Below are 16,828 nucleotides of genomic sequence, written 5' to 3'. Positions count from 1 at the left end.
GGCCGGGGCCGGACGGCGGGCCGGCCGGGCACCGGGGCCGGGGCGCTGCCGGGCGGCCGGCCGCGCCGGCCCGGCGGGTCCGGGCACCCGGCGACGCGGCGGTTCCCTGTCGGACACTTCCGTCACCTGCCGAGAGTCGAAATCGAAACGAACCGGAACACAACGGCACCCACCGGACGCCGCGACGACTTCCTCCAGGACACGTCCGTCGGGACGTGAGCGGGCCGGGCCGCACCCCGGAGCGCCGGGGCGGCGGACACGGCGGACACGACAACCCCGGAAGCCGCACACGGCCGGACCCCCGGCCCGGCGGGCGCGGCCGGACCGGACACCCGGCGACGCGGCGGTCCCGTCGCGGACACGACCGGCGAGACGGGAGCGAGTCGGGACACGGCCGTGACCGCCGGAACGGGGCGTACTACTCCCCCGGAGGCCGAACACAGCGGGGCCCCCGGCCCGGCGGGCGCGGGCAGGCCGGGCGGCGGGCGGCGGGGCGGTTCGCCGGCGGGCACGGCCGTCACCTGCCGGGAGCCGGGGTCGTGGCCGGGGCGGCGGGCGTGGTGCCGCCCAGGGCCGGGGCGGGGCCCTGTGCGGGTGGCGGCGCCGCGTTCGTGGTGGGGAGGACCGCGTTCGTGGTGGGGGGTGCCGAATCCGTGGTTGCCGGGGCCGTGGCGTCCGTGGTGGACGGCGAGGGGGTGAGCGCCTCGGGCGGCAGCAGCGACAGCGGCGTCTCCTCCGCGGGAGGCGGCTCCGGGGCGGCCGACGGGACGCCCTTGACGGTTCCGTCGGCGTTCAGGAAGGCCGGGTCGCCGCCGGGCACCATGCCCAGTTGCCGGGCGCGGAGCTGGAGGGCGTCCGGGGCGGAGTAGGAGTCGATGTCCCGCTGGAGGGCCTGCTCCTCGTCGGTGAGGTTCTTGGTGTCCTTCTGGAGCCCCTCCCGCTGGAACGCGCCCTCGCTGAGCGCGGAGTTCAGCATCAGCAGCCCGATGAGGCCACCGCCGAGCAGCAGCACGACGAGAAGGACGAACGGGGTGCGGGCGGCCTGCCCCCGGCCCGCCGGGAAGAGCCGGGCGAGCCGGGCGGCCCGGCCTCTCAGTTCGGGTTTCCTGCTCACTGCTCCCCCTGGCTCACTCGACGTCCTTCCTGACGCGCTCGGCGCCGCGCAGCCGGGCCGGCGCCGCCCGCCGGTTCTCGGCGATCTCCTCCTCGGTGGGAAGTTCGGCACCGCGGGTGAGCAGCTTGAGCCGGGGCTGGTAGCGCTCGGGCACGACCGGGAGCCCCGGGGGCGCGGTCGACGCCGCACCGGCCGCGAACACCTGCTTGACCAGGCGGTCCTCCAGGGAGTGGTACGACAGCACGGCGATCCGCCCGCCGACGTCCAGCGCCTTCACCGCGGCCGGGATCGCCCGCTCCAGCACGGCGAGCTCGCCGTTGACCTCGATCCGCAGCGCCTGGAAGGTGCGCTTTGCCGGGTTGCCGCCGGTGCGCTTGGCGGCCTGCGGCAGCGCGTCGCGGATCAGCTCCACCAGCCGGGCGCTGTTGGTGAACGGCTCCTTCTCGCGCTCGCGCACGACGGCGGCCACGATCCGCTTGGCCTGCTTCTCCTCGCCGTACGCCCGCAGCAGGCGGACCAGCTCGCCGGGCGGGTAGGTGTTGAGGACCTCGGCGGCGCTGATCCCGGTGCTCTGGTCCATGCGCATGTCCAGGGGCGCGTCCTGCGCGTAGGCGAAGCCGCGGTCGGCCTCGTCGAGCTGCATCGAGGACACCCCGAGGTCGAACAGGACGCCCTGTACCCGTGGCACGCCCAGCCGGTCGAGCACGTCGGGCAGCTCGTCGTAGACGGCGTGCACCAGGGTGGCCCGGTCGCCGAAGGGTGCCAGGCGCTCCCCGGACAGGCGCAGTGCCTCCTTGTCCCGGTCGAGGGCCACCAGCCGCGCCTCGGGGAAGCGGGCGAGCAGCGACTCGCTGTGTCCGCCGAGGCCGAGTGTGCAGTCGACGACCACCGCTCCCGGCCGCTCCAGGGCGGGCGCCAGCAGGTCCAGGCACCGCTGGAGCATCACGGGGACGTGTCGGCTGTCGGTCAAGGAGCCCTCTCAGTCCGGCGCGTCCCGCACGCACCGCCGGATCGCCGACCGCTCGGTAAAGAAAAGGGCCTGCCGGCGCCGGAAGCGTCAGCCGACCGGAAGCGGGAGGAGGCCGAGCCGTACGTACGCGCCGCGCACGTGGGGAGACCGCCGGCGCGTCGGCCGGGGCCTGTGGGGAATGCAGTACAGCGGGGAGGGCCACGCCTCCCGCTTCGCGTCACTTTAGTGCACCCTGTCTCGCGGTCAATCAACCGGCCTGCGCGTCGCCCGTCGGAGCAGCGGCGGCACCGCGGGACGAAAATTCACTCGGACGGGTGCGGGTTCGCCCTGGGTGTGGGGTCCCTCACAACAAGCCATGACGGGGTTCTTTGTACCGTCTCACGACAGGACCCGGGCCCCGGCGCCCACTAACGTCATGAGTATGACGACTTCTGCATCAGTTCCTGCCGGGTCCGAGGGCGCCATAGACCGTCGTGGCACTGTCACCGACCGTCTCGCGGAGGCGAACCAGCAGTACGCCGCCGCGTTCACCGATCCGGGGATGGACGCCCGGCCCGTGCTGAGGGTCGCGGTCGTGGCCTGCATGGACGCCCGTCTCGACCTGCACGCCGCGCTCGGCCTGGAACTCGGCGACTGTCACACCATCCGCAACGCGGGCGGCGTGGTCACCGACGACGTCATCCGCTCCCTCACCATCAGCCAGCGGGCCCTGGGCACCCGCAGCGTCGTGCTGATCCACCACACCAACTGCGGCCTGGAGTCCCTCACCGAGGAGTTCCGGCACGAGCTGGAGATGGAGGTCGGGCAGCGTCCGGCCTGGGCCGTGGAGGCCTTCCGGGACGTCGACCAGGACGTGCGGCAGTCGATGCAGCGCGTGCGCACCTCGCCGTTCCTGGTGCACACCGACGACGTGCGCGGTTTCGTCTTCGACGTCAGGACGGGCCGGCTGCGCGAGATCGACCCCGCCTGACCGCCGCACGCGCGCCGGGCCGTCGGTCCGGTGCGCGGCATGCCGCCGTCACCAGCGAAAGCCGCAAGAACCGACATATCGCGGCCAGTTGTCCACAGGCGAGTGACACGAATCGGTAACGGCGGCAAGAATGCGGGGGTGGCCTCACGCGCGATCGTTCGCGCGTGGTGCCTGATTCGGGGTGGGCCGGTCCGCACAGCAGAGCGTCGGCCCTGAAAGTTGGGGTATCCCCCGCTCGCCGACGAGCGCGGGGAAGGGCCGAGGAGGGCCGCCGGGTGACGACCTATGACGATCGAGCGAGCCATGGGGGAGCCCCCGCTCGAGCGGAACCGGGCGTGGGGGGTGATCTCGCCGCCACCGTGGACCGGGTCCGCCGTTCCGTGGAAGAAGTGATCGAGGGCAAGCCCGAGGTCGTACGGCTCTCACTGACCGTGCTGCTCGCCGAGGGGCATCTTCTGATCGAGGACGTTCCGGGGGTGGGCAAGACGATGCTCGCCAAGGCGCTGGCGCGGTCCATCGACTGTTCGGTGCGGCGCATCCAGTTCACGCCCGACCTGCTGCCGTCGGACATCACCGGCGTGTCCATCTGGGACCAGCAGCGCCGGGACTTCGAGTTCAAGCCGGGCGCCATCTTCGCGCAGATCGTGATCGGCGACGAGATCAACCGGGCCTCGCCCAAGACCCAGTCGGCGCTGCTGGAGTCCCTGGAGGAGCGGCAGGTCACCATCGACGGGCAGACCTACGAACTGCCCTCGCCGTTCATGGTGGTGGCCACCCAGAACCCGGTCGAGATGGAGGGCACCTATCCGCTGCCCGAGGCCCAGCGCGACCGCTTCATGGCCCGGGTGTCCATCGGTTACCCGAGCCCGGACGCCGAGTTGCAGATGCTGGACGTGCACGGCGGGGTGAGCCCGCTGGACGACCTCCAGCCGGTGGCGCACGCGCACGAGATCGTGAAGCTGATCGAGGCCGTGCGCGGGGTGCACGTCGCCGAGACGGTCCGGCGGTACACGGTGGACCTGGTCTCCGCCACCCGCACCCACCCCGACCTCAGACTCGGCGCCTCGCCGCGCGCGACGCTGCACCTGCTGCGCGCGGCGAAGGCGTCCGCCGCGCTGAGCGGCCGGGAGTACGCGCTGCCCGACGACGTGCAGGCACTGGCCGTGGCCGTCCTGGCCCACCGGCTGCTGCCCACCGCCCAGGCCCAGCTCAACCGGCGCACCGCCGAGCAGGTCGTCCAGGAGATCCTCCAGCACACCCCGGTGCCCGCGGCGCCCCAGCAGTCCGGCGGCTTCGGCCTGGGCCGCGGCGTGCCCGCGTACGACCGGCGGCACCCGCGGGGCCTGTGATGACGGACGCGGGGACGGCGCACGCGGAGGACGACCACGGGGAGCGGGGCGGCGTCCGCACCGCGCTGGCCGGTCTGACCACCCGCGGGCGTTCCTTCCTGGCCGCCGGCATCGCCGCCGCGATCTGCGCCTACGTCCTCGGCCAGGGCGACCTGCTGCGGGTCGGGCTGCTGCTGGCGGCGCTGCCGCTGGTGTGCGTCACGGTGCTCCTGCGCACGCGTTACCGGGTCGCCGGCAGCCGCCGGCTGTCCCCCGCGCGCGTGCCCGCCGGCAGCGAGGCCCGGGTGCACCTGCGGATGGACAACGTCTCGCGGCTGCCCACCGGCCTGCTGATGCTCCAGGACCGGGTGCCGTATGTGCTCGGGCCGCGGCCCCGTTTCGTGCTCGACCGGGTCGAGCCGGGCGGCCGCCGTGAGGTGTCCTACCGGGTCCGCTCCGACCTGCGCGGACGGTATCCGCTGGGCCCGCTGCAACTGCGGCTGACCGACCCCTTCGGGATGTGCGAACTGACCCGTTCCTTCTCCGCCCACGACACCCTGACCGTCATCCCGCGGGTTGAGCCGCTGCCCCCGGTGCGCCTGAGCGGCGACGCCAACGGGTACGGCGACGGGCGGCAGCGCTCGCTCGCCCTGGCCGGCGAGGACGACGTCATCCCGCGCGGCTACCGCTACGGCGACGACCTGCGCCGCGTCCACTGGCGGTCCACCGCACGCTACGGCGAGCTGATGGTGCGCCGCGAGGAACAGCCGCAGCGCGCCCGCTGCACGGTGCTCCTCGACACCCGGGCGCTCGCCTACCTGGGCGCGGGCCCCGACTCGGCCTTCGAGTGGGCCGTCTCCGGCGCCGCGTCGGTCCTGGTCCACATGCTGGAGCGGGGCTTCTCGGTACGGCTGCTGACCGACACCGGCAGCTCCGTGCCCGGCGAGGGCGGCGACGGGTTCGCGGGGTCCGGCCAGGAGCCGGCGGACGCGGCCGGGCTGATGATGGACACCCTCGCCGTGATCGACCACTCCGACGGGGCGGGCCTGTCCCGCGCCTACGACGTGCTGCGCGGCGGCAACGAGGGACTGCTGGTGGCCTTCCTCGGCGACCTCGACGAGGCGCAGGCCGCGGTCGCCGCCAGGATGCGGCAGCGCAGCGGCGGCGCGGTCGCCTTCGTCCTGGACAGCGAGGACTGGGTCCGGGAGCCGGGCGACGTACCGGGTCCCGTGTCCGAGGCCGACGACCGCCTCCGGCTGCTGCGCGACGCGGGCTGGACGGCCGTGCCCGTACCCAGGGGCGCCCGCCTGGACGAGCTGTGGCGCCGGGCGGACCGGGAGCGCGCGAGCGCGGGCGCGGCCGGTGGGACGGGACTGGGCGGGGGACGGTCATGAACGCCGTGACGAGCCGGGCGGTACCAAGCCGGTACCAGGGCCGGCACGACGTGCCCGTGGGCGGCACCGGCGGCGGCGAGGGGTCGGCATGAGCGGGCGCACGCGGTTGGCGCTGTGCGCGGCGGCGGCGACGTTGATGGCGTCGTGCTCGCTGCTGCCGCTGGTCTCCCCCGCCTCGTGGATCCTCCAGGTCGTCCTGATGCTGGCGGTGCAGTCGGGGGTCGGCGCGGTGGCCCGGCGGATACCGCTGGCGCGGCCGCTGACCGTGGCGGCGCAGGCCCTGGCCACGCTGATGCTGCTCACGCTGGTCTTCGCCCGGGCACACGCCTTCGCGGGGCTGGTCCCCGGCCCCGAGGCCTTCCGGCACCTGGCCGAACTGCTGCGGGCGGGCGCGGACGACGTCGGGCGGTACGCCACCCCGGCCCCGCAGACCGACGGCATCCGCCTGATGCTCGTCGCCGGCGTCCTGGTGATCGGACTGATCGTGGACGCGCTCGCGGTGACGTTCCGCAGCGCGGCCCCCGCGGGCCTGCCGCTGCTCGCCGTGTACTCCGTGGCCGCCGGCCTGTCCGACGGCGGTACCGGCTGGTGGTGGTTCCTGGTCGCGGCCGCCGGCTATCTGATGCTGCTGCTGGCCGAGGGCCGGGACCGGCTCTCGCAGTGGGGGCGGGTGTTCGCCGGGGCACCGCGCGAGGGAGTCCGCGAGACGGGCGGCGCGACCGCGCCGGTGCGCACCGGGCGCCGGATCGGCGCACTCGCCCTCGGCATCGCCCTGGTGGCGCCGCTCGCCCTGCCGGCGATGGGGGGCGGACTGCTCGGCGGCGCCGGAAACGGCGTCGGCCCGGGCAGCGGGGACGGCGGCACGATCTCCGCGGTGAACCCGCTGGTGTCACTGCGCGACAACCTGAACGTCGACCAGGACCATACGGTCATCACCCTGCGCACGGACACCTCCGACACCTCGAACCTGTACCTGCGGATCGTGTCCCTGGACGACTTCGACGGCACCACCTGGAAGCCGTCCCAGCGGCACATCGTGAGCGTGCCCGACCGGCTGCCCGCTCCCCTGGGCCTGGACGGCGGCGTCAAGCGCACGGAGATCACCACGACGATCTCGGCGTCCACGTCGTACGCGCAGGACTGGCTGCCGATGCCGTATCCGCCGACCGCCGTGCGGGTCAAGGGCAGTTGGCGCTACGAGCCCGTCGGCATGACCCTCGTCGGCGATCACCGGCAGACCACGCGCGGGCTGACCTACGAGGTGAAGAGCCTTCAGGTGCGCCCGACCGCCGAGCAGCTCGCCAAGGCGCCGGAGCCGCCGGCGGCACTGAGGCGCGAGTACACCAAGGTGCCCCGGTCGCTGCCGGCGGACGTCGCGAGCACCGCCCGCCGGGTCACCCGGGGCGCGGCGAACAACTACGAGCGGGCGGTCGAGCTCCAGGACTGGTTCGCCCTCGAAGGCGGCTTCCGGTACGACACTCAGGTAGAGGCGGGCAGCGGACCGCAGGCCGTCTCGCGGTTCCTGGAGGACAAGCGAGGCTTCTGCGTGCACTTCTCCTTCGCGATGGCCGCCATGGCCCGCACGCTGGGCATACCGGCCCGCGTCGCGGTGGGCTTCGCACCGGGCGCCGCGCAGGGCGACGGCACCGTGGCGGTGGGTCTGAAGGACGCGCACGCCTGGCCCGAGCTGTACTTCGAGGGCGTCGGCTGGACCCGCTTCGAGCCGACCCCGACACGCGGCACGACACCGTCGTACACGCAGCCGGAAACGCCCGGCACCAGCCTGCCGGAGCAGTCGGCGCCGTCCCAGGACGCGAGCACGGCGCCCTCCGCCGCGCCGTCGGTGGACCAGAGCTGCCCGCCGGAGGTGCGGAAGCTCCAGGAGTGCGGGGGCCCGTCCGCGCAGGCCGTGCCGGTCGAGGGCGGCGGCGGCCCGAGGTGGCACGCCCTGCTGGGCTGGACGCTGGGCGGCCTGCTGGTCGTAGCCCTGCCGCTGTCGCCGCTGCTGTGGCGCCGGCGGATGCGCTCCGTGCGGCTGGGCGCGCACGGGCGCGGCGAGGCGGACGCGGGGTCGCACATCCTGGCGGTCTGGCAGGAACTGGGCGACACCGCCTGGGACTTCGGGATCCTGCCGGACGATTCGCGCACCCCGCGCAAGGCGGCCGCCCGGATCGTCCGCCTCGGGCGTCTGGACGAGGTGGCCGCGACCTCGGCGCACCGGCTGGCGGACGCGGTCGAGCAGGTCCTCTACGCGCCGCGCCCGCGTCCGGTGGCGGGGCTCGCCGAGGACGTCCGGCGGGTCACCGCCGGCCTGCGGGACACGGCGTCGCGCCGCACCAGGCTGCGGGCCGCACTGGCGCCACGCTCGGCCGTGCGCGTGGTCTGGGCGGCATCGGCCCGGTGGAACGCGTTCCGGTCCCGTGCCGCCGCCCGCGTCGCCGGCGCCCGGGCGGCGCTGCGCGGGTCGTCGGGACGGCGGGACCCGGGGGACGGGGCCGAGGCCTCCGGCTGAGGAGTCGCACGCGTGAGGGGCTGACCACCATCGGTGGTCAGCCCCTCACGCGGAACTGTGGGTGTGCGGCGGGCTAGCGGCCGCCCTGCTCGTCACGGCGGCGCTGCCAGCGCTCCTCGATGCGGTCCATCATTGAACGCTTCTGACGGGCCGGACGGCGGGCCTGCGGACCGCCTGCTGCGGCCTGCTCGCCCGGCTTGGGAGCCTTGCGCCAGCCGGTCACGACCAGTACGGCACAGCCCAGCATGACCAGGAAGCCCACCACACTGACCCAGATGAGCTTCTGGACGACCATTCCTACCATGAGGAGCGCGATACCTACGAGGAAGCCCACGACCGCCTGGTAGACCCGCCGCCGGGTGTACGTACGCAGCCCGCTTCCCTCGAGCGCCGACGCGAACTTGGGATCTTCGGCGTACAGCGCTCGCTCCATCTGCTCGAGCATGCGCTGCTCGTGCTCCGAGAGCGGCACGGAGTCCTCCTCATCGTGCAGTCGCCGGGGCGACTCGGGGGGTCCCTTAAGGATAGGCGGGAATCGCCCCCGTGAAACCCGCCCCTCTGCGCCAATTGGCCAACCGGAACCCGCCATGTCGGTCCCGGTCCGCTGAGGCTTCCATTCCCCGGCGGGCAGGCCGTCATGCCGGACGGTCTCCTTCGATCATACGGCGCCGAGCCCGCGTCCGGGCGGCCTGTGGCGGACTGCATGCCCGGCCGCCGCGCCGGTGGGCGGCCCGTCCCGCGGGGCGGCTCAGGCCTCCGCCGCGCCCCTGGTCTCACCGAGTACGTGGAGCTGCGTGGCCACGGAGTGGAACGCGGGCCGCTCGGCCGCCGCCGCCTCCAGCTTCAGCAGGGCGTCCAGCGCCCCGGGCTCGGTGTCCACGAGCACACCGGGCACCAGGTCGGCGAAGATCCGCACCCCGTGCACGGCGCCGACCCGCAGGCCCGCGCCCTCGACGAGCGCGGTGAGCTGCTCGGCGGTGAAGCGGCGCGGCATCGGGTCGCCCTCGCCCCAGCGGCCCTCGGGGTCGTCGAGTGCCTGCCGGGCCTCCTTGAAGTGCCCTGCCAGGGCGCGCGCGAGCACGGCCCCGCCGAGACCGGCGGCGAGCACGCTCAGGATGCCCTCGGAGCGCAGGGCGGCCACCGCGTTGCGCACGCCCTCGGCAGGGTCGTCGACGTACTCCAGGACGCCGTGGCACAGCACGGCGTCGTAGCCGCCGCGCTCGACCACGTCGAAGAGGCCGTGGGCGTCGCCCTGGACGCCCCGCACCCGCTCGGCCACACCGGCCTCGGCGGCGCGGCGCTCCAGTGCGAACAGCGCGTTGGGGCTGGGGTCGACGACGGTGACCCGGTGGCCGAGCCGGGCGGCGGGCACGGCGAAGTTGCCGCTGCCGCCGCCGGTGTCGAGGACGTCCAGGGAGTCCCGGCCCGAGGCCTTGACCCGGTGGTCGAGGGCGTCGTGCAGGACCTCCCAGACCACGGCGGTACGGAGAGAGGCGCGTGGACGAGAGGGGTCGGAGCGCAGCGACGCCGGTTGAGAGTGGTGGTGGGAGGCGGGTGGGCGCATCGGGTCCGACACGGTTGACTCCTCGGCGCGGCACCGCCTCTTGCGCGGCGGAGCGATCGGGCTGCCCCTCCCCGCCCGGCACACCGGAACTGGAAGGGCTTCAGGCGCCTTCCACCCTATTGCCTCCACCCCCCGACCTGCCCCTCGGCTCCACGGCCCCCGCGGTCGCCGCCCCGCCGGGGGCGGGTCGGGGAAGGACCGGCTGGAGGAGGAGCAGGCGCTCGACCAGGCGGATGAACATCCCCACGTCCCGTATCAGGTCGTCGGCGTCCCGTTGGCCGGCCGCGCCCCGGATCCCGGCCTCGGCGCGGGCGCGGCGCGCGGCGCCCGCGGCGAACAGCGCGCTCCACTCGGCGAGTTCGGGCGCGATCTCGGGGAGCACTTCCCAGGCGCTCCTGATGCGGGCCCGGCGGCGCGGGGTGGGATCCGGGCGCCCTCGCGCGGCGAGCACGGCGGCCGCGGTGCGCAGCGCGGCGAGGTGGGCCGTCGCGTACCGCTCGTTCGGGGTGCGGAGGGTGGTGGCCTCCTCCAGGCCCTCGCGGGCCTGGGCGAGCAGGCCGAGGGCGGCGGGCGGGGCCGGGGCCCGGCGCGGAACGGGGTGCACGTCGCTCGCCGGGCCGGTCAGTGAGGGGGCAGGGCCGGTGGCGCGGTGCCGACGGGCGGCGGCTGCGGACGAGTTGGCCATGACGAACCTCCTGTCGTCGGGTGACGGCACGGGTGCCGCATGTGGCCATCGTGAGGTACGGCACTGACAATCCGTCCCGACCAGGCATTTCGCCTCGGCCGTCGGTGAGGGAAGGCCCATGTGCCGGGCCCGCGGCGCGGCCACTGGCCTCCCCTGCCGCGCCCTTGGCGAGGTGCCGGCCTGTGACAATCAGGGCCATGGAACTCAGCAGCGCCACGCCGGGCGGCCGTACCCGCCGCGAGGCCACCCGGCAGAAGCTCTACGAGGCCGCCGTCACCCTCATCGCCGAGCAGGGGTTCTCCGCCACCACGGTGGACGAGATCGCCGAGCGGGCGGGGGTCGCCAAGGGCACCGTCTACTACAACTTCGCCAGCAAGTCCGTCCTCTTCGAGGAGCTGCTGCGGCACGGCGTGGGACTGCTCACCGCCTCCCTGCGCGAGGCGGCCGACCGGACGGCGCGGGAGGGCGGCAGCCGGGTCGACGCCCTGGACGCCATGGTGCGCGCCGGGCTCGTCTTCATCGACCGCTACCCCGCCTTCACCCAGCTCTACGTGGCCGAGCTGTGGCGCACCAACCGTTCCTGGCAGTCCACGCTCCTGGTGGTGCGGCAGGAGGCGGTCGCGGTCGTCGAGGGCGTACTGCGCGACGGCGTGGCGAACGGGGAGTTCAGCGAGGACGTCGACGTGCCGCTGACCGCGGCGGCGCTGGTCGGCATGGTGCTGGTGGCCGCGCTGGACTGGAAGTCCTTCCAGCCGCAGCGTTCCCTGGACGACGTGCACGCGGCGCTGTCCCGGCTCCTTCAGGGACGGGTCAGCGGACGCCTCTGACGCCGCGGCCTCCCAAGACCGCCCGGCACGGTCCGCGCACAGGGAGACGCCGGCGCGCCCTGGCCGCGTCCCCCGCGGGCCACCACGCACCGGCGTCTCCCGGTCGAGGGCCACGCCGTTCCGCCGCCCCGTGTCGGCGGTGCCGGTGTGCCCTTTCCCGTGCCTCCGACTCTTCCGTGCGCACGGGTCGCGTCACATCCGTGCGCGTACTCATCTCGCTTGCTAGGTACGGATACTCAGGCCTGTGTGCCCGCCCCCGGGACTCCGCGCGGCCCGCTGGCTACGATCGCCTCCGTGTCCGTACTCCCCATGGTGTTCACAAGCGGCTGGGCCAGCGGCATCAACGCGTACGCGGTGGTGCTGCTGCTCGGCGTGTTCGGTGCGACGGGACTGAGTGACGACGTCCCCGGCACCCTGCAGCGGCCTGAGGTCCTGATCGCGGCGGCCGTGCTGTTCGCGCTGGAGGCGGTCGCCGACAAGATCCCCTACGTGGACTCGGTGTGGGACACGGCGCACACGGTGATCCGCCCGGTCGCCGGTGCCTGGGTCGGCGCGCTGCTCGCGGGGCAGAGCGGCTCGCTGTCGGACGTCACCGCGGGCCTGGTCGGCGGCGGTACGGCACTGGCCAGCCACTTGGTGAAGGCCGGGACGCGCATGGCGGTCAACACGTCGCCCGAGCCCGTGAGCAATATGGTCGTGAGCCTGGCCGAGGACCTCGGCGTGGCCGGAATCGTCACCTTCGCGATCTTCCATCCGCTGGCCGCGGCGATCATCGCGGGCGTCCTGCTGCTGGCCGGGATCGTGATCGTCGCCTTCCTGGTCTCCCGGATCCGGCGCTTCCTGCGCCGCAGGGCCCAGCGACGGGAGGAGAAACGCCGGCTCGCGGCCGAGGCGGGGTCCCCGCCGGGCTGAGCGCGCCCGTGCCCTCGCGCAGCTGGGAAACCGCTGGTCAGCGCCCCCGAGACCGGGATTGTCAGTGGCGGTCGATAAAGTCGCGCACATGGCACGGATTGCGGTGATCGGCGCCGGGATGGGCGCGATGGCGGCCGCCGCCCGGCTGGCCGTCGCGGGCCACCGGGTGGCGGTGTACGAACGTACGGACACGTACGGCGGCGCGCTGCGCCGGTTCGAGCGGGACGGCTTCGCCTTCGACACCGGCCCCGGGCTGCTCCCGTTGCCCGCGGTCCACCGCGATCTGTTCGTCAAGACCGGCAAGGAGCCGCTGGAGGACCGCGTCGAGCTGGTCCAGGTGGACCCGTCCGCACGGCACGTCTTCGCGGACGGCACCGAGGTGTCCCTGCCGAACGTCTCGCGCGCGGGCGTCGTCGCCGCTCTGGACGAAGCCCTCGGCGCGGGCGCCGGTCAGCGCTGGGGCGACTTCCTGGTGCGGGCCCGCGAGGCCTGGGACCGCGCCCGCCGCCCGCTCCTGGAGGAGCCGCTGTGGCCCAACTGGCAGGTGCTGGCCGAGCGCGAGCCCTACCCGGCGGTGCCGCACAAGCGCCTGCTGCGCACCCGCCGGGCCGGCACGCTCGCCGAGGTCGGTGCCTGGGAGCTGCGCGACCCGCGGCTCGCCGCCCTCCTGGAGAGCCACGCGCTCGCGTACGGCCTCGATCCGCGGACCGCTCCGGCGAGCGCGGCCGTACTGCCGTACCTGGACCACGCCTTCGGCACCTGGTACGTGCGCGGCGGCCTGCGCGAGCTGGCGCGCGCGGTGTACGAGCGGTGCCTGGCCCGCCGGGTCGAGTTCACCTTCGGCGCCGAGGTCGGGGGAATCGTCGACAAGGACGGCCGGGCGGCGGGCGTGGAGCTCGCCGACGGGACCGTGGCCGAGGCGGAGTTCGTGGTCGCCGGTGTGCCGCCGCGAATGCTGGACGGCATGGTCCGGGGCACGGCCCTGCGCGGTGCGGGAGAGGTGCCGCCGCAGCCCGGGGCGCCCAGCCGTCTGACCGTGCTGCTGGCCCTGCGCGGCGGCCGTCCGGAGGGGACGGCCCACCGGACCGTGGTGCACACCGAGGAGCGCGCGGCCGAACTCGACGCGCTGTTCGGCGCGGTTCCCGGGCTGCCCGAGCGGCCCACCGTCTCGGTGTCGCGTCCCGGGGATCCGGCGCTGGTTCCGGACCCGGAGCACGAGGCGGTGACGCTCACGGCGACGGTCCCCGCGTCCGCCTCGGCGGACCTCCGGGCGCAGGCCGACCGGATGATCGCCGTCGCCTCGCGGGCGATACCCGGCCTCCGCGACCGTCTGCTCTGGCACGAGGTGCGCACCCCGGCCGACATCGCCCGGGTGACGGGCGCGGAGGGCGGGGCCGTCCCCGCCCCGGCGCTCGCGGCCGACCGGGGGCGCCTGCTGCACCCGGCGAACACCACGGGGCTCGCGGGCCTGTTCACCGTGGGCGGCTGGTCGCATCCCGGGGGCGGGCTGCCGCACGCCGGGATGTCGGGGGCGCTGGTGGCCGGACTGATCGTGGAGGGACCGGAGTTCCGCGGCTCCCAGTGAGCCGGGGAGCGTTCAGAAACGGTACTGCTCGTCGTAGCCCGTGCCGTGCTGCGGCTGCCCCTGGTTGCCGTCCTGGTACGGGTAGGCCTGCTGCTCCGGCGGGAGTTCGCCGCCGTAGGACTCGTCGGTGCGCTGCTGCGGTACCCAGACCCCGCCGGCCGGGGTCTCCGCGCCGTAGCCGGCGTAGGCGTCCTGGGTGCCGTACCCCTGCTGGCCGTACCCCTGTTGGGCGTAGCCGGTGTCGTAGGAGCCGTCGTAGGTCTGGGTGCCGGCGTACGGGTCGGAGTAGGCGGCGTACTGCTGCTGGCCGGAGGCGTCGTAGCCGTAGCCCTGCTGCCCGTTGCCGGAGTAGTCGTACGCGTGGCTCTGGTCGGCGCCCTGGGCCGCGCTGGCGTACTGGTCCTGGGTCTGGCCGCCCCCCGGGTAGGGCGACTGCGTGCCGCCCTGGTGGGCCGAGCCGCCGTACACGCCGTAGGTGCCGGTCTCGTCGGGCAGGGGCTGCGGCTCGTACACGGCGGTGGCCTCGGCGGCCGCGGGCTCGGAGACGGGGGTCCCCTCGCCCGAACGGAGCTGGGAGTGGGGGGCGGCGGGGGTGAAGACGTCGTCGTGGTCGTCGTCGCCGTGGCCGTGGCCGTAGGGCTGACCCTCGTGGCTGTGCAGTGCCTGCATGGTGCCGGTGTCGCCGTCGGACGCCTCGAGGCCGGAGACCTCCAGGGCCGGGTCCTGGTACTCGGCCTTGCCGCGGCGGCGCGGCTTGGCGCCCTCGGCCTCGGGGCGGTTGACCGCCCAGCCCTCCGCGAAGCCGCGCCGGAAGGACAGCGTCACGTAGGTCTGGCCGACCGCGAAGGCGGCCGCGCCGGCACCGATCACGATGACGGAGGGGATCAGGACCCCGAGGACGACACCGAGGAAGCCGCCGAAGGCCAGCAGCCGCCAGCGCAACCGTGCCTTGTACTGCAGCAGCACCTCGCCCAGCAGCCACAGCGCGACGATGCCGAACGCGATGTAGAGGACCGTCCAGCCCATGTACGCCCCTCTCCCAATGGCCGCTACGCAGTGTGTCCTACGCGGGTGCGGCCGGTCTAGGTCCGCGGCCGGTGGTGCAGACCCAGGTTCTCGTAGATTTCCAGCGTCGCCGTGGAGTTGTTGAGCGTGATGAAGTGCAGCCCGGGCACTCCCTCGGCCCGCAGTCGGGCACAGAACTCGGTGGCGAACTCGATCCCAAGGGAGCGTACCGCCGCCGGATCGTCCGCCGCCGCGCGGATCCGCTCTTTGAGGTCGTCCGGGATGGCGGCGTTGCTGAGTTGGGGCAGACGCTCGAGCATCTTCACGCTCGTGACCGGCATGATCTCGGGAATGACGGGTGTCGCGCAACCGGCGGCGGCGACGCGGTCGCGCAGGCGGAGGTACGACTCCGGCTCGAAGAACATCTGCGTGATCGCGTAGTCGGCGCCCGCCCGGCACTTGTCGACGAAGTGCGCGACGTCGGTGTCCCAGTCGGCGGAGCGCGGGTGCATCTCCGGGAAGGCCGCCACGCCGACGCAGAAGTCGCCCGACTCCTTGATGAGCCGGACGAGTTCGGCGGCGTAGGTCAGCCCGCGGGGGTGCGGTACCCAGTCGGCCATCGGGTCGCCGGGCGGGTCGCCGCGCACGGCGAGCATGTTGCGGATCCCGGCGTCGGCGTACTGGCCGATGATGTTGCGCAGCTCGGCGACGGAGTGGTTGACGGCGGTGAGGTGCGCCACCGGGGTGAGCGTCGTGTCGGACACGATCTGCTCGGTCGCCTTGACCGTGCCCGCGCGGGTGGAGCCGCCGGCACCGTACGTGACCGAGACGAAGTCGGGGGCGACGGCCTCGACCCTGCGCAGCGCGTTCCACAGGTTGCGCTCGCCCTTCGCCGTCTTCGGCGCCCAGAACTCGAAGGAGTAGGTGCTCTTGCCGGTGGCGAGCATGTCACGCACGGTGCGTGCGCGATCAGTCCTGGTGGATGCGGTTCCGAGGGCCATACTGGCAGGCTATCCAGGGCACGGCGGTCTCCCAACCGAGCACTGGAAATTTGCCAGGATTGTCGGCTTCTTGTCCACCCTTCGGACAGCGGGGCCGGAAATGAGCGGGTCGGACCCGGCCGGCTGTCCGAAAAGCGAGACGCCGGGACGGCCGGCCTCCGGCCCTGCCGCGCCCCTACCCCGCCTGCCTCAGCCGCTCGGCGAACTGGGCCGCCGCAGCTCCGGGGTCGGCGGCCTCGGTGATCGCCCGGACCACGACGACACGGCGGGCGCCGGCCTCCAGGACCTGGTCCAGGTTGCCGAGGTCGATGCCGCCGATGGCGAACCAGGGCCGGTCGGTGCCCAGCGAGGCGGTGTACCGGACGAGGTCGAGGCCAGGGGCGGGGCGACCGGGCTTGGTGGGCGTGGGCCAGCAGGGTCCGGTGCAGAAGTAGTCCACGCCGTCCTGCACGGCCGCGGCGGCGGCCTCGTCCTCGGCGTGCGTGGACCGGCCGATCAGGACGCCGTCGCCGAGGACGGCTCGGGCGGCGGGCACCGGAAGGTCCCCCTGCCCCAGGTGCAGCACATCGGCGCGGGCCGCGTGGGCGACGTCCGCCCGGTCGTTGACCGCGAGCAGCTTCCCGTGCCGGGCGCACGCGTCGGCGAACACCTCCAGCAGGTGCAGCTCCTCCGCCGCCTCCATGCCCTTGTCCCGCAACTGCACGACGTCGACGCCCGCCGCCAGCACCGCGTCAAGGAACCCGGCCAGGTCTCCCTGCCGCCTGCGGGCGTCCGTGCACAGGTACAGGCGCGCGGCACCGAGCCGGTCACGGGCGTCGGCTGCGGCATCGGCGACGGCAGCGGTCTCAGGCATACGCGGGTCCCCCCGAGTCGTCGGTTCCGTGGCTCGTCCGGCCACTCGGACGGACCCTATCCGCCCCTCCCGGCCGGCCGCTGCGGCCACCGCCCCCCCCCCGGCCGC

15 protein-coding genes are annotated in these 16,828 nt (G+C 74.3%); 7 read left to right on the top strand and 8 right to left on the bottom strand.

All coding sequences use genetic code 11. The features are described from left to right. Positions 1-517: 517 nt before the first annotated feature. Complete coding sequence (locus tag CG719_RS32860) at positions 518-1,114, bottom strand: hypothetical protein (RefSeq protein ID WP_100572348.1); 597 nt, start codon at positions 1,112-1,114, stop codon at positions 518-520. A gap of 13 nt (positions 1,115-1,127) precedes the next feature. Beyond that, positions 1,128-2,084, bottom strand: a complete 957-nt coding sequence (gene rsmH, locus CG719_RS32855) for a 16S rRNA (cytosine(1402)-N(4))-methyltransferase RsmH (protein WP_100572347.1) — start codon at positions 2,082-2,084, stop codon at positions 1,128-1,130. A 421-nt stretch (positions 2,085-2,505) separates the two neighbouring features. On the opposite strand from rsmH, the gene CG719_RS32850 reads away from it, so the two are divergent. The 4 genes from CG719_RS32850 (at position 2,506) to CG719_RS32835 (ending at position 8,288) form a co-directional block, all read left to right on the top strand. Next, the gene (locus CG719_RS32850; RefSeq protein ID WP_100572346.1) at positions 2,506-3,054 is read left to right on the top strand and encodes a beta-class carbonic anhydrase; all 549 of its coding nucleotides are present in this window, start codon (positions 2,506-2,508) and stop codon (positions 3,052-3,054) included. 275 nt (positions 3,055-3,329) lie between these two features. Continuing rightward, entirely contained in the window at positions 3,330-4,403 is a 1,074-nt protein-coding gene (locus CG719_RS32845; protein WP_376496310.1) for an AAA family ATPase, read from the top strand. After that, positions 4,403-5,776 (top strand): DUF58 domain-containing protein, encoded by a 1,374-nt coding sequence (locus CG719_RS32840; protein WP_100572344.1) that lies wholly within the window; start codon positions 4,403-4,405, stop codon positions 5,774-5,776. Before CG719_RS32845 ends, CG719_RS32840 begins: the two co-directional genes overlap by 1 nt. Before the next feature lie 88 nt (positions 5,777-5,864). Then, complete coding sequence (locus CG719_RS32835) at positions 5,865-8,288, top strand: transglutaminase TgpA family protein (RefSeq protein ID WP_100572343.1); 2,424 nt, start codon at positions 5,865-5,867, stop codon at positions 8,286-8,288. A gap of 73 nt (positions 8,289-8,361) precedes the next feature. On the opposite strand, the gene CG719_RS32830 is transcribed toward CG719_RS32835, so the two are convergent. From CG719_RS32830 to CG719_RS32820, 3 genes are all read right to left on the bottom strand, one after another. Beyond that, the gene (locus CG719_RS32830) at positions 8,362-8,760 is read right to left on the bottom strand and encodes a DUF3040 domain-containing protein (RefSeq protein WP_100572342.1); all 399 of its coding nucleotides are present in this window, start codon (positions 8,758-8,760) and stop codon (positions 8,362-8,364) included. 276 nt (positions 8,761-9,036) lie between these two features. Next, entirely contained in the window at positions 9,037-9,864 is an 828-nt protein-coding gene (locus CG719_RS32825) for a class I SAM-dependent methyltransferase (RefSeq protein WP_199836874.1), read from the bottom strand. A gap of 88 nt (positions 9,865-9,952) precedes the next feature. Further along, positions 9,953-10,537 carry an SAV_6107 family HEPN domain-containing protein gene (locus CG719_RS32820; RefSeq protein ID WP_100572341.1) on the bottom strand — a complete coding sequence of 195 codons (585 nt, stop codon included), beginning with the start codon at positions 10,535-10,537 and terminating at the stop codon, positions 9,953-9,955. A gap of 197 nt (positions 10,538-10,734) precedes the next feature. Between CG719_RS32820 and CG719_RS32815 the strand changes: the two genes are divergently transcribed. From CG719_RS32815 to CG719_RS32805, 3 genes are all read left to right on the top strand, one after another. Continuing rightward, entirely contained in the window at positions 10,735-11,364 is a 630-nt protein-coding gene (locus CG719_RS32815) for a TetR/AcrR family transcriptional regulator (protein WP_100572340.1), read from the top strand. 294 nt (positions 11,365-11,658) lie between these two features. Further along, on the top strand, positions 11,659-12,276 hold the full coding sequence (locus CG719_RS32810) for a DUF4126 domain-containing protein (RefSeq protein ID WP_100572339.1): 618 nt from the start codon (positions 11,659-11,661) through the stop codon (positions 12,274-12,276). Between the two features lie 88 nt (positions 12,277-12,364). Continuing rightward, entirely contained in the window at positions 12,365-13,861 is a 1,497-nt protein-coding gene (locus CG719_RS32805; protein WP_100572338.1) for a phytoene desaturase family protein, read from the top strand. A 12-nt stretch (positions 13,862-13,873) separates the two neighbouring features. Here CG719_RS32805 and CG719_RS32800 read toward each other — a convergent pair whose 3' ends face one another. The 3 genes from CG719_RS32800 to thiE all read right to left on the bottom strand — a co-directional run bounded on the left by CG719_RS32800 (position 13,874) and on the right by thiE (position 16,720). Further along, a complete protein-coding gene (locus CG719_RS32800) occupies positions 13,874-14,887 on the bottom strand; it encodes an SCO2102 family sporulation regulator (protein ID WP_100572337.1) in 1,014 nt (337 codons plus the stop codon). 56 nt (positions 14,888-14,943) lie between these two features. Next, positions 14,944-15,867 carry a methylenetetrahydrofolate reductase [NAD(P)H] gene (gene metF, locus CG719_RS32795; protein WP_100572336.1) on the bottom strand — a complete coding sequence of 308 codons (924 nt, stop codon included), beginning with the start codon at positions 15,865-15,867 and terminating at the stop codon, positions 14,944-14,946. Positions 15,868-16,042: 175 nt separating this feature from the next. Beyond that, positions 16,043-16,720: a thiamine phosphate synthase gene (thiE, locus tag CG719_RS32790; RefSeq protein WP_100572335.1), complete on the bottom strand. Its 678-nt coding sequence runs from the start codon at positions 16,718-16,720 to the stop codon at positions 16,043-16,045. Positions 16,721-16,828: the final 108 nt, after the last annotated feature.

The sequence above is a fragment of the Streptomyces sp. CB01373 genome (assembly GCF_002803075.1).
Lineage (GTDB): Bacteria > Actinomycetota > Actinomycetes > Streptomycetales > Streptomycetaceae > Streptomyces.
This window is presented reverse-complemented; position numbering and strand designations above follow the sequence as displayed.